Origin of the sequence: Kitasatospora sp. NPDC091207 (genome assembly GCF_044768625.1) — a bacterium.
In the GTDB taxonomy this organism is placed as follows: Bacteria; Actinomycetota; Actinomycetes; order Streptomycetales; family Streptomycetaceae; genus Kitasatospora.
In genome coordinates, this window is record NZ_JBIVVS010000001.1 from 304,427 (window position 1) to 316,897 (window position 12,471).

The 12,471-nt window shown below is 74.3% G+C and carries 10 protein-coding genes and 2 pseudogenes; 4 read left to right on the forward strand and 8 right to left on the reverse strand.

Annotated features, from left to right (window positions below; genetic code table 11):
- The 3 genes and pseudogenes from ACIQTO_RS01350 to ACIQTO_RS01360 all read left to right on the forward strand — a co-directional run.
- A pseudogene (locus ACIQTO_RS01350) lies at nucleotides 1-506 on the forward strand (hypothetical protein); the annotation flags it as partial.
- A 184-nt stretch (nucleotides 507-690) separates the two neighbouring features.
- A complete protein-coding gene (locus ACIQTO_RS01355; RefSeq protein ID WP_402381287.1) occupies nucleotides 691-1,947 on the forward strand; it encodes an SPFH domain-containing protein in 1,257 nt (418 codons plus the stop codon).
- Nucleotides 1,944-3,035 carry a C40 family peptidase gene (locus ACIQTO_RS01360; RefSeq protein WP_402381290.1) on the forward strand — a complete coding sequence of 364 codons (1,092 nt, stop codon included), beginning with the start codon at nucleotides 1,944-1,946 and terminating at the stop codon, nucleotides 3,033-3,035. Before ACIQTO_RS01355 ends, ACIQTO_RS01360 begins: the two co-directional genes overlap by 4 nt.
- Nucleotides 3,036-3,233: 198 nt before the next feature.
- On the opposite strand, the gene ACIQTO_RS01365 is transcribed toward ACIQTO_RS01360, so the two are convergent.
- Nucleotides 3,234-4,199 carry an aldo/keto reductase gene (locus tag ACIQTO_RS01365; protein WP_402381293.1) on the reverse strand — a complete coding sequence of 322 codons (966 nt, stop codon included), beginning with the start codon at nucleotides 4,197-4,199 and terminating at the stop codon, nucleotides 3,234-3,236.
- A 162-nt stretch (nucleotides 4,200-4,361) separates the two neighbouring features.
- Between ACIQTO_RS01365 and ACIQTO_RS01370 the strand changes: the two genes are divergently transcribed.
- The gene (locus tag ACIQTO_RS01370; RefSeq protein WP_402381296.1) at nucleotides 4,362-4,562 is read left to right on the forward strand and encodes a hypothetical protein; all 201 of its coding nucleotides are present in this window, start codon (nucleotides 4,362-4,364) and stop codon (nucleotides 4,560-4,562) included.
- Between the two features lie 54 nt (nucleotides 4,563-4,616).
- On the opposite strand, the gene ACIQTO_RS01375 is transcribed toward ACIQTO_RS01370, so the two are convergent.
- The 7 genes and pseudogenes from ACIQTO_RS01375 to pelF all read right to left on the reverse strand — a co-directional run bounded on the left by ACIQTO_RS01375 (nucleotide 4,617) and on the right by pelF (nucleotide 12,433).
- Complete coding sequence (locus tag ACIQTO_RS01375; RefSeq protein ID WP_402382698.1) at nucleotides 4,617-5,363, reverse strand: endo alpha-1,4 polygalactosaminidase; 747 nt, start codon at nucleotides 5,361-5,363, stop codon at nucleotides 4,617-4,619.
- Between the two features lie 319 nt (nucleotides 5,364-5,682).
- Complete coding sequence (locus ACIQTO_RS01380; RefSeq protein WP_402381298.1) at nucleotides 5,683-6,378, reverse strand: spherulation-specific family 4 protein; 696 nt, start codon at nucleotides 6,376-6,378, stop codon at nucleotides 5,683-5,685.
- The gene (locus ACIQTO_RS01385) at nucleotides 6,375-7,280 is read right to left on the reverse strand and encodes an NAD-dependent epimerase/dehydratase family protein (RefSeq protein ID WP_402381301.1); all 906 of its coding nucleotides are present in this window, start codon (nucleotides 7,278-7,280) and stop codon (nucleotides 6,375-6,377) included. The genes ACIQTO_RS01380 and ACIQTO_RS01385 overlap by 4 nt, the downstream gene beginning before the upstream one ends.
- A 140-nt stretch (nucleotides 7,281-7,420) precedes the next feature.
- A pseudogene (locus ACIQTO_RS01390) lies at nucleotides 7,421-8,122 on the reverse strand (NDP-sugar synthase); the annotation flags it as partial.
- Nucleotides 8,123-8,194: 72 nt separating this feature from the next.
- Complete coding sequence (locus ACIQTO_RS01395; protein WP_402381304.1) at nucleotides 8,195-9,187, reverse strand: GDP-mannose 4,6-dehydratase; 993 nt, start codon at nucleotides 9,185-9,187, stop codon at nucleotides 8,195-8,197.
- Between the two features lie 131 nt (nucleotides 9,188-9,318).
- The gene (locus ACIQTO_RS01400; protein WP_402381306.1) at nucleotides 9,319-10,845 is read right to left on the reverse strand and encodes a hypothetical protein; all 1,527 of its coding nucleotides are present in this window, start codon (nucleotides 10,843-10,845) and stop codon (nucleotides 9,319-9,321) included.
- A 79-nt stretch (nucleotides 10,846-10,924) separates the two neighbouring features.
- Nucleotides 10,925-12,433, reverse strand: coding sequence for a GT4 family glycosyltransferase PelF (gene pelF / locus ACIQTO_RS01405; protein WP_402381309.1), 1,509 nt, complete (start codon nucleotides 12,431-12,433; stop codon nucleotides 10,925-10,927).
- Nucleotides 12,434-12,471 lie beyond the last annotated feature (38 nt).

The window sequence follows — 12,471 nt, forward strand, 5'->3', positions numbered from 1 at the left end:
CGCTCACGGCGGCGACGCCCTCGGCGAGTCCGAGTACGAGTCTGACTCCGGGCCCGACTCCGAGCCCGAGCCCGGGCGTCGGTCCACGTCAGAGCGTCAGCCCGAGCCCGACCGCCGTCACCCCGGCCGCCGGCACGCCCGCCCCGGCAGGGACCGCCCCGGCCGTCCCGCCGACCCCGGCCACCCCGGCCGGCACGCCCCTCATCCCCGCCCTCATCCCCGCCCTCACCCCCGTCCCCACAGCCACTCCGACCGCCGGGGCCGTGCCGGCGGTGCCGGCCGGGCAGGTCTCGGTCGAGCCCTCCCGGGCGCTGGCCGCGCCCCCGGCCGGGCCGTCCGGCGGGCCCTCGACCGGGGCCGGAGCAGCGCGCGCCCAGCCGGCCGCCGGCCACTCCCGGGCCGAGGGCTGGCGTGGCGTGCTCGCCGGTCTGCTGCTGTTGCTCACCGGGATCGGCCTGATCACCCGCCGGGTCTTCGCTCGCGGCCCCGGCGGCCGAAGGCGCTGAATCACTCCGACCATCCGCTCATGTGCCTGCGCGTCAGGTCAGCTTCGGATGATTCGTCAGTAAATGTCGACACGCTCTATCTCAAATGTCGCATTTGATGACGTATGAACTTAGCCTGACTCTGGCACTGCCCGTCAGATCCGGGCCGCCCGTTGCGCGACACACTGAACCCGAGGATCCGTGCATGGACGTCACCCGCGATTCTTCGCAGCGACCCGACCATTTGCCCAAGGCGTTGCCCCCGGCCCTGCCGGAACGTTCCGCCTCCGGCTCCAGCCCGCTGGTGAGGGCGGTCAAGACCGACAAACCGGTCGACCACGGCCCGGCGACGACGCCGCTCGTGGTCGTCCCCGGCCCGGCGGGCACGCCGGTCGACCTGCGGGACCCGCTGGAGACGGCGGCCCCGGAGGCCGTGGAGCTCCCGGAGGCCACCCCGGCCGGCGCGGCCACCGCGACCACCTCCCGCCGCCCCCCGCGCGCCGACCAGGCGCTGCGCGAGCACGGCGCCACCGCGTTGCCCGGCTGGATCGCCCTGCTGGCGCTGCTGGCCGGGGTGGCCGCCGTCCTGCTGGTCCTGCTGAACGACGGCGTCATCCCGTACTGGGACGCGCTGCCCGATCTGCGCAGCGCCGCCGCCCGGGCCGGCGGCGGGGCCGAGGTGGAGGCCAGGTCCGTCGCCGCCGTCAGCGCGGCCGGTCTGCTGATCGTCCTCTCGCTGGCCGGGCTGCTGGCCAACGCGGGCGGCGAGACCCGGGTGCTCAGCCGTTGGGGCCGCTACCGCGGCACCGTCCGGCGCACCGGACTGGTCTGGGTCAACCCGCTGCTGCGCCGGCGCCGGGTGGATGTGCGGCTGCGGCACTGGCGCAGCGAGCCGGTCAAGGTGGTCGACCGGACCGGTACGCCGATCGTCGTCCGGCTGCTGATCGTCTGGCGGGTCAAGGACACCGCCCGGGCGCTGCTGGCGATCGAGGACCACGAGAACTACCTGCGCGAGCAGGTGCAGGCGGTGCTGACCCGCACCGCGTCCATGCTGCCGTGCGACAGCAACGCGGCGCCCGGCCCCGCGCTGCGCGACGGCCAGTGGTTCGCCGACGAGCTGACCCGCTCGCTCGCCGCCGAGGTCGCCCCGGCCGGACTGGAGGTCTACTCGGCGCAGCCGCTGGCGCTGGACTACGCGCCCGAGGTCGCCGAGTCGATGCGCCGCCGCCGGCTCGCCGACCTGGACGCGGGCCTGCGCACGGTGCTGGTGGACGACGCGGTGGAGGCGGCGGCGCTCGCCGTCCGCCGGCTGGAGCGCGCGACCGCGCACGAGCTGGACGAGGCCGCCCGCAGCGCGCTGATGGAGCAGCTGCTGGTCGCCTTCGTCGCCCCGGCCGGAGTGGCCGCCTCGGTACCGTCCCCGGCCGCCCGGGCCGGGCGGAAGGAAGGACGACCGGCATGAGGATAGCCACCGGTACGGAGACCGATGTCGCGGCGGACTTCGGAGCCGACTTCGGCGCCGGCTTCGAAGCGGGGTTCGAAGCGGGGTTCGCGGGTCTCGACGCCGACGCGGCGCTGATCGGTTTCGAGGAGAGCCTCGGCAGCATCCCCGCGATGGCGGGTTGCGGCTGCGCCAACTGCGCCGCCCGGCCGCGCACCGCCCGCCCGACGGCCGGGGCTTCGGGGGCGTCCGGTGGCGCGCGAATACACCGGGCCGTGCGAAATACCTGCCTGGCCACCACGGTGCTGGCGGGAGCCGGCGTGGTGGGGCTGACGGCCGGTGCCGGGTCCGCGCACGCCGCGCCCGGCAAACCGGGCTGGGACGGCTCGAAGTACTGGTTCAAGAGCGTGAGCGGCGCCTGGCGCTGGACCAGCCACTACGACGTCTACGCCGCCCGTACCGGCGCGTCGGGCGCGTCCGGCGGGTCCGGCGGGTCCGCCGGCAAGGTGGCCGTCTCCAACGGCCCGGCCACGCCCCCGGCGTCCTCCGGGTCGTCGTCCGGGTCCTCCTCCTCGGGGATGCGGCAGGGGTGGGACGGCTCCAAGTACTGGTTCAAGAACGGCAGCGGCGAGTGGCGGTACACCAGCCACTACGACGTCTACCTCAGCCGCACCGGCCAGTCCGGCGGCGGGTCGGCCGCCACATCCGCGCCGTCCGCCACCCGGCCCGACAGCGGGCCGGCCTCCCGTGGCATGCAGGCGGCGGTCGACTACGCGCTCGCCCAGCTCGGCAAGCCGTACGTCTGGGGTGGCAACGGCCCGTCCGGCTACGACTGCTCGGGGCTGGTCCAGCAGGCCTACCGGCGCGGCGGGATCAGCCTGCCGCGGGTGGCGGACGACCAGTACGCGGCCACCACCCCGATCACCGCCGGGCAGCTGCGCCGCGGTGACCTGCTGTTCTGGTCGGACAGCGGCCGGGCCTCCGGGATCCACCACGTGGGGATCTACCTCGGCGACGGCACCTTCGTCGAGGCGCCCCGGCCGGGGAAGACGGTGCGGGTCTCCACCCTCAGCAGTGGCTTCTACCCCACGCATTTCGGGCGCCCGTAACGATGCCTCCGGCGCGGGGGGCCCCCGGCGGGGGGGCCCCCCCGGGGCCCCCCCCCGGGGGCGGGGGGCCCGCCCCCCCCCCCGGGGCGCCCCCCCCCGGGGGGGCGCCCCCCCCCCCGGGGGCGGGCCCCCCCCCCCGGGGGCGCGGGGGGGGGGGCCCCGGCGCCCCCCCCCCCCGGGGGCCCCCCGCCGCCGTGGTCAGGAGGACGCGCCGTCCAGCAGGGCGAGCTCCTCCGGGGTGAGCCGCAGGGAGGCGGCGGCCAGCAGCGGGGGGAGCTGCTCGACGCCGCGGGCGCTGGCAATCGGGGCGGCGACCGTCGGGCGGGTGCCCAGCCAGGCCAGCGCCACGCTGGCGAGCTCGACGCCGTGCTCGGCGGCGACGGTGTCCAGCGCCTCCAGCACCTTGGGGCCGCGCGGGTCGGCCAGGTAGCGGGAGGCGCCCTCGGACCGGGCGCTGGTCACGTCGGCGCCGCCGAGGCGGTACTTGCCGGTCAGGAAGCCGGAGGCGAGGGCGTAGTAGGGCACGGTGGCGAGGCCGTGCTCGGCGACCACGTCGGCCAGCGGGCCCTCGAACGTGGCGCGGGAGACCAGGTTGTAGTGCGGCTGGATCGCGACGTACTTGGCCAGGCCCTCGCGCTCGGAGAAGGCGAGGGCCTCGGCGAGCCGCTCGGCGCCGATGTTGGAGGCGGCGATCGCGCGGACCTTGCCCTGCTTCACCAGCCCGTCCAGCGCGGTGATGAACTCCTCCACCGGGGTGTCGTCGTCCTGGTGGGTGTAGTAGAGGTCGATGTGCTCGACGCCGAGGCGGCGCAGCGAGCCCTCGACCGAGGACTTGATGGTGGCCGCGCCCAGACCGCGGGCCTCGGGGTGGAGGCCGACCTTGGTGGCGATCACGATGTCGTCGCGGTTGCCCCGGCTGCGCAGCCAGTCGCCGATGATGCTCTCGGACTCGCCGCCGGTGTTGCCGGGCACCCAGGAGGAGTAGGTGTCGGCGGTGTCGACGAAGTTTCCGCCGGCGGCCGCGTACGCGTCGAGGACGGCGAAGGACTGTTCCTCGTCGGCCGTCCAACCGAAGACGTTGCCGCCGAGGGAGAGCGGGTGCACGGCGAGGTCGGAGGTGCCGAGCTGGACCCGGCCGGGGGCGTCACTGTGGATTCCGGTCATGACCCGAGTCAACCGGATCGCGTGGACGGGCATTCCATCCTCCGGACAAGCTTCACAAGCTTGTCGTACTCCCCGGCCCGGGCCGCCGCGCGGGGTGGCCGGGGAGCGCCGGAGGAGGTCCGGGGTGTCGGCGGGGTCGGCGGATTCGTTAGAGTCCGTGCCATGGCTGACAACGACTACGACCCCGCCGGCAACACCCAGATGTTCCGGGCGTTCGTCGACGAGACCCCGGCACCCCAGGCACCGGGCTCCGTCTCCACCTACGGCAGCAGCAACGGCGGCAGCCGGACCGGCCTGATCGCGGTGATCGCCGTCGTCGCGCTGGTCGCGGTGGGCGCCGTCATCTGGCTGGCGGTCAAGTAACCCTTCCGACGCGGTGCCTGGCGGGCCGGTACGCCCTGCCGTCCCGACGGGGCCTCAGCAGGGCTTCCGCCAGGCGTCCAGCTCCAGTTTCTTCTGCATCGAGCTGAGGCCCAGCGACTTGCTCTGGGCACAGAACTTCTCCGTGCCGAGCTTGTACTCGACATGGAAGACCGCCTTGCCCGCCTGGATGAAGGGCGAGAGCCGGGCGCACTCGTTGAACTGCGCGCACTCCTCGTTCACCGCGAAGTCGAAGTCGGCCAGCAGGGCGGGGATCTGGTCCAGGTCGTTCTTCAGGCCGATCGCCATGCCGCGCTCATGGGCGAGCGAGGCCAGCATGCGGTTGTACCGCAGCTGGTCCTCCGCCGTGAGCGGGAAGCCGCTGTTCTGGTTGTAGGCCTCGATGGTGTCGGGCTCGACGGCGTCGAAGCCCTTGCTGCGGCACATGTCGAAGCGGGCCGCCATCAGGGGCTTCAGCTGGTCGATCTTGCGGATGTCGAACCACTTCTCGCCCTTCCAGCCGTTGCCGGAGCCCTGGAGCGCCTTGGTGAAGGCGGCGGAGTCGGGGCGGAAGTCCTCCCAGGAGCCGGCGTTGATGTAGCAGATCACCTTCCGGCCCTTGGCGTGCAGGGCGGCGACCACGGAGGCGTCGGTCTCGAAGCCGTCGACGTCGTAGACCGGGACGTCCACCGACTGGTCGACGCCGCCGCCGAGTTGCCACTGCCAGGCGAGGCCGGGGGCGGGCTGCCAGCGGGCACCGGCGGGCTGCGGCGCCGTGCCGGGGGTGCCGGGGGTGCCGGGCACGGAGGGGGTGCCCGGGGTCGCCGGCGCTGCCGGGGTCCCCGGAGCGCTCGGGGTCCCCGGGGTCGGTGTCGCGGGCGCGGACGGGGTGCCGGGAGTGCTCGGTGTGCCGGGCTCGCTCGTCGCGGGTGCGGACGGGGTGCCCGGGACGGGGGCGGCGGTGGCCGCGGGCGGCTGGGCGCCGGTGGCGTCGGCCGAGGGCTCGTCCTCGTCCTCCGAGCCCGAGCTGCTGCACGAGGCGAGCGCCAGGGCGGTGGTCAGGGCGAGGGCGGCCCACAGGGGCCGGGTGCGGCGGGTCACGGTACTCGAACTCCGGGTGGGATCAGGTCGGTTCGGTGACGGTCAGGGTGTGCGGCAGGGTGCTCCACGGGTTCTCCCCGGAGCCCGGGACGGCGCAGCCGACGCCGGCCCGGCGGGCGGCGATCAGCGCGGTGGCCTCCCCGGCCTCCGCGGACGGCACGTCGTACACCAGGTGACAGAAGCGGGCGGCGGCGTGCCGGCCGGTCCACAGCGGCAGGGTCATCGTGCGGTACGCCTCCCAGTCCCCCTCGAAGGTGACCAGCAGGTCCGCGATGCCGACCTCGGCGTAGCCGGGATCGGGGTGGTCGCCGTGGCCGAACACCACGGTGGCGCAGCCGGCGGCGCGGGCCGCCGTGGCCAGCCGACGGTAGTGCGCCAGCGCACCCGGATGGGTGGCGACCTGGTCGAGGTAGACGCCGGTGATGCCGTGGCGCTGACGGTACGTCAGGATGTCTTCCACCACGGCGGCGTGGGGCCGTCGGCCGTAGTCGGTGTCGGCGTAGCCGAGCAGTGGGAGGCCGGCCTTGCGCAGCTCGTCGGCGGCCTCGGCGAAGACGTTGTCGGGGGTGTCGCCGGGGCCGTCGGCCAGGTTCAGCACGACGGCGGCGATCCGGCCCGGGTCGGCGGCGGCGACCGCCTGCCAGGCCGCCGGGTCCACCGCGGGGTGGACGTACAGCGGCACCAGCAGGCGGCCGTCGAGGTGGCTCGCGCCGGTCATGCGGTGACCAGTGGGTCGGTGCTGAGCCACAGGTCGCGCAGGGTGTCGGCGAGAGCGGTCTCCGGGTGCCAGCCGAGCTCCCGGGCGGCGGCCGAGACATCGGCCTGCTGCCAGGAGACGGCGGCCGAGCGCTCGGAGCCGGCGCCGCTCTCGTCGATCCGGCCGGCGAAACCGGCCGCCGCGACCAGGCCGTCCGCGATCGCCCGGACCGGCTTCGCCTGTCCGGAGGCGAGGTTGAGCACCCGGGGCAGCGGGCGCTCGGCGGCGACGGCCAGGCCGACCGCCCGGGCGATGTCCCGGGCGTCGACGAAGTCGCGGTGGGCCGAGAGGTCCCCGACCTTCACCACGCCGCCGGCGCCCTCCGGGGTCGCCCGGCGCAGCTCGGCGGCGAGCCGGCCGGGCAGTGAGCCGGCCGGTGCGCCCGGACCGACCGGGTTGAACACCCGCAGCACCACGGCGTCCAGCGGCGAGCCGGCCACCGCGAGGGAGCCGGCCAGCTTGGTCGCGCCGTAGACGCCGACCGGGCGGGCGTCGGCGTCCTCGGCGAGGGAGCTGCCGGGGGCGCAGACGCCGTACTCGCCGGCCGAGCCGATGTGCACCAGCCGGGCCTTCGGAGCGCCCAGCCCCAGGGCCTCGCAGAGCACGGCCGGGCCGCGCGCGTTGACCTCGGCGAGCGTGACCGCGCTGCCGGACACCGCGCCGGCGAAGTTCACCACCGTGTCGGGGGCGAGCGCGGCCAGCTCCTCGCCGAGCGGGCCGGCCTGGGCGGTGGCCAGGTCCAGACGCAGGTCGTGGTCGGGCCGCCGGCCCGCGGTCAGCACGGTGGCTCCGGGCAGTGACCGCAGGACGGTGGCGGCGTGCCGGCCGAGGAAGCCGTCCGCGCCGAGCAGCAGGATTCTCACGCGGCCCGCCCGCCGTTCTCGGGGCCCGTCGCCGCGGCCGCCGCCGGCTGCCCGTCGGCGGCGTCCGCCGCGGTGCGGGCGGCCGGGATCGGCAGCTCCGGCCCGTTCGGCACGGCGTACAGGCCCTCGGGCTCGGCCGGGAGGAGCAGCGAGCGGTTGAGCGCGAAATCGGCGTTGGCCCGGTCGTAGTCGTCGGGTCGGCCGATGTCGAGCCAGTAGCCGCCGAACTCGTAGGCGGCCGGCGGGGTCTTGGCGGCGAGCAGGTCGAGGACCAGTTCGTCGAAGCCGAGCGGCAGGCCGGGGGTGTACGCGGCGAGCGCCGAGCGGGACACGCCGTAGACGCCCATCGAGACCCGGTAGTCGATGCTCGGCTTCTCCTGGAAGCCGGTGATGGAGCCGGACTCGGTGGTCAGCACGCCGAAGTCGATCTTGACCTGGCGGGCGTAGGTGGCGATGGTGAGCGGCGCCCCGGAGGCCTCGTGGTGCTTGAGCACTCCGGCGAAGTCCAGGTCGGTGAGGATGTCGCCGTTCATCACCAGGAAGTGCTCGGGCAGCCGGTCCTGCATGGTGAGCAGCGGGCCCATGGTGCCGAGCGGGCTGTCCTCGACGGCGTAGCCGACCCGCAGCCCCCACTGGGAGCCGTTGCCGACGTAGGCGCGGATGATGTGGCCGAGGTGGCCGATGGCCAGGGTGACGGTCGTGAAGCCCGCGGCGGCGAGCTGGCGCATCACGATCTCCAGGATCGCGTGCTGGTCGCCGATCGGGACGAGTGGCTTGGGGAGCGCGGTGGTGTACGGACGAAGGCGTACGCCCTTGCCACCGGCCAGGATCACTGCATGCATGGTGTTTCCCCCACGGAAGGTTGGTGCGACAGGAGCCTTTGGGTGTCGGTGCTGCCAGTGAGGTGCGGCAGATCAGACGTTGTAGATGTCGGTCTTGTAGCGCGCCAGGTTGGCGGGGTCGCGGAAGAACTCGATGGTCTGCTCCAGGCCCTGCTCCAGGGAGAACTGCGGGGCCCAGCCGGTGGCCGTGCGCAGCCGGGTGGCGTCGGCGACCAGGCGCATGACCTCGGAGTTGGCCGGGCGGATGCGCTGCTCGTCCTCCTTCACCGTGATGTCGACGCCCATCAGCTTGCCGATCAGGGTGACCAGGTCGCCGACCGAGATCTCGCCGCCGGTGCCGGCGTTGAAGGTCTTGCCGACCACGGTCCCGGCGGGGGCGGTGCCGACCGTGCGGAAGGCGTTGGCGGTGTCCTTCACGAAGGTGAAGTCGCGGGTCGGGCGCAGGTCGCCGAGGGTGATCTCGCGCTCGCCGGCGGCCAGCTGGGCGATCACGGTGGGGATGACGGCGCGCATCGACTGGCGCGGGCCGAAGGTGTTGAACGGGCGCAGGGTGACGACCGGGGTGTCGAAGCTGGCGTAGTAGCTGTCGGCCAGCCGGTCCCCGCCGGCCTTGGAGGCCGCGTACGGGGACTGGGTGTTGATCGGGTGGTCCTCGGTGATCGGCACGGTCTGCGCGGTGCCGTAGGTCTCGCTGGTGGAGGTGTGCACCAGGCGCGGGACGTCGAAGTGGCGCACGGCCTCCAGCACGTTGAGGGTGCCGGTGACGTTGGTGTCGACGTAGGAGTGCGGGGCCCGGTAGGAGTACGGGATCGCGATCAGCGCGGCCAGGTGATACACCGCGTCGGTGCCCTTGACCAGGCCGATGACGGAGCCCGGGTCCCGGACGTCGCCGAGGACGATCTCGACGGAGTCCAGCACCTCCTTGGGGAGGGTCTCCAGCCAGCCGAAGGACGAGAAGGAGTTGTACTGCACCATGGCGCGGACCTGGTGGCCGTCCGCGACCAGGGTCTCGACGAGGTGGGAGCCGATGAAGCCCTCGGCTCCGGTGACGGCGACGTTGCTCATCCGGTGAATCGCTTTCTGCTCTTGGTACGGGGTGAGGACGGCTGGGTGGGGAACAGTGGTGACCCAGCGCTGGTGGTTCAGCGGTGCTTGGTGGTGCGGCGGTGCTCGGTGGTGCGGCGGTGCTTGGTGGTTCAGCGGTGCTTGGTGGTGCGGCCGAGCACGGGCCCGGCGATTGCGGTGAGGACGGCGGCCGCGGCCCCGCAGCCGATCAGCTGCAGGAGGGTCGGGTCCACACCGGTCAGCAGTCCGGCGCACTCGGCGCCCGCGGCTGCCAGACAGATCAGGGCGGTGCTCCAGCTGAACCCGAAGGCGTTCAGCAGCAGCGCCAGCCAGAGTGAGCCGCCGAGCAGCAGCAGCGCGCCGAGCTCCGGGACCCCGAGCGCCGGGGCGCCGGGCCAGAGCACGGTGGCGGCGGCGTCCAGCGCGGCCACGGTGGTGAGGTAGATGAACAGGCAGCCGAGCAGCACACCGGCGGTGCGGCGGGCGAACGCGGCGGGGGTGTGGCTGATCCGCAGCCCGGCGACGGCCATCGCCCGGTAGCGGAAGAGCAGCCACTCGGCGAGTCCGAGGCTGAGCGTCAGCGCGATCATGGCCGGCCCCGTCGGGCTGGCGGACGCGCCTTCGGCGGCGCCGGTACGGACCGCCTGGTGAACGGTGGTGCCGAGACCGGCGATCATCGTGAGGGTGCCGACCGCCAGGCCGAACAGCAGGTGCGGCAGCTCCTGGCCGATCGGGAGCTTCAGCATGGTGGCGTCCTGCTCGCTGCGCAGGCAGCGGACGATCTCCCGGCCGGCCAGTCCGACCGCGAGCCCGAGCGAGGCCAGCAGCACGACCGTCCGGACGAGCTGCGGCACGTCCACGGCCAGCACCACGCCCGCACCGATCGCGGACGGCGCCAGGGCGACCAGCAGGAACTTCTCCCGCCCGAGCACCAGCAGGACGGTGGCCGCCGCCAGATAGCCGGACTGCCCGGCGGCGAAGCAGAGCGCGCCGAGCGGACCGCCGATCACGTACCCGGCGGCGGCCGCGACCAGCGCGCCCAGCGGCGCGCCCACGGCCAGGCAGATCCCGGCCGCGCGACGCCGGCCGCGGCCCAGCCAGGTGTACGAGCGGTGCGCCAGCGCCTGGTTCCAGGACCAGCTGACCAGGGTGGCGACGGAGAGCGCGAGCATCCCGGAGGGGAGGCCGAAGCGCATCCGGGTGGCCGCGAACAGGTTCGCGCCGAGCAGGTAGCCGAGACCGGGCAGGGCGAACACCAGGCCGCGAACGACGCACCGCCAGGGGTCGGCCCGCCAGGGGTTGGCGAACTCGGAGCTCGGGCCCGGGTAGCGGCGCTGGACCTTCTCGAACAGCTCCTCGGCGACGGTGAACGCGTCGGGGCGGCCGTACAGCAGTCCGGCCTGCTCGTCGGAGAGGCCGTCGGACTCCAGGAACGCCGCGATCTCGTAGGGGTGGACCGCGTCGGCGCAGACGTCGGCGAGCCGCTCGGCGAGCTCGTCCAGCGGGTCCGCGGAGAGCTCCAGCTGCTCCTCGGGCTCGGTCCGCTGCGCGGGCAGCACGGGCCGGCGGCGCCCCCTCGGGAGGGTGCGCAGCTGGACGGTCTGCTCGGCCCAGTCGGGGCCGGCCTCGTCGGGCACCAGGCGGAGCGGGCCGCTCATGCAGCCACCTCGTTCACGGTTCGCCCGCCGCGCCCGGCCGCCGCTCCGCGGCACCCGCGCCTGTGGACGGTCGGCTCGTTCACGCGCCCACCTCGCTGCGTTCGGTGACGGCGACGGGCTCGTCCCAGTCCGGTTCGGGGGCCCCGTCGGCCACGGCGACCACACCGTTCGGCAGCCAGCGGGAGGTGCCCAGCAGCTCGGTGTAGATGCCGCGGAAGCCGTCGATGTTCTGGCGGAGCGTGAACTGCTCGATCACCCGCAGCCGGGCCTGCTCGCCGAGCCGGGCCCGGCGCTCCGGGTCGCGCAGCAGCTCGACGGCGGCGGCCGCCATCGGTTCGGGTTCACGCGGGGGGACGACCAGGCCGGTGTCGCCGACGGCCTCGCGCACGCCGCCCACGTCGGTCGAGACGGTGGAGCGGCCGCAGGACATCGCCTCGATCAGGGTGAACGGGAAGCCCTCGCTGATGCTGGAGAGCATCACCACGTTCCCCGCCGCGTACGCGTCGGTGATGTCCGCGACGCGGCCTTCGAAGGCCACCGAGTCGGCGACGCCGAGCTCGGCGGCCAGGGCTATGCACTGGTCGCGGTAGCCCTCGCCGCCCTTGGGCGTACCGCCGAACAGCCGCAGCCGCGCGTCGGGTATCTCGGCCCGCACGATCGCGAAGGCGCGGATCAGCGTCTCCAGGTCCTTGATCGGGTCGACCCGGCCGGCCCAGCTGAGCGTGGGCGTCGAGGGCTCCGGCCCGGCGGGCGGGAAGGCTGCCGGGTCCACGCCGTTGTAGACGGTCCGGATGTGCGCGGACGGCGTGCCGCCGCGCTCCTCCCAGCGCCGGTTGTACCGGTTGCCGGGGGTGACCAGCGCGGCCCGCCGGTAGCTCTCCTCGGCGAGCATCCGGTAGAAGCCCAGCAGCAGCGCCTTGACCGGCCAGCGGTAGGGGCCGGTGCGGTACCCGAGGTAGCGCTCGCGCAGGTAGATGCCGTGCTCGGTGAGGAGAAACGGTACGCCGTACTGCTGAGAGGCGATCAGCCCGGGAAGGGTGGCCAGGCCGCCGCTCGCGGCGTGCGCGACGCCGTCCTGCGGCGGCTCGACCGACAGCGGGCGCAGCGCGTGCTCCAGCAGGTCGGTGGCGTTGAGCGCGTCGTGCATTGTGGGCCGGGAGACGGCGGTGGAGAGGTAGTCACGGGTCCAGACGTGCTGGAGGGTGCGCAGGGCGCGCTCGCTGCGCAGCGCCGGGCTGAGCAGCCCGCGCCGGGCGAGGTCGGCGAAGCCGTACAGCTCGGTGCCGAAGTGGGTGGTGTAGACCGGGTCCAGGATGGAGTGCAGGAAGCGCTCGTACGCGTTGAGGAAGCGGCGCATCTCGCGGCCGCGGGGTGGTCTGCCGTCGCCGGCGGGGCCCCAGAGCGGCGCGGTCGTGACGGACCGCACGTTGGCGGGCAGCTCCCAGGCCAGCGGTTCGTGGCCGGTGCCGGTGACGGCGATGACGTCGAAGTCGACGTCCGGCATGCCCTGGACGAGCTGGTCGCACCAGACGCTCACGCCGCCGTGCTGGTGCGGGTACGTCCCCTCGGTGAGCAGGGTGACGCGCATTCCTGTCCCCCCTCCTGTCCTTGCGTCAAGCGCCCGGC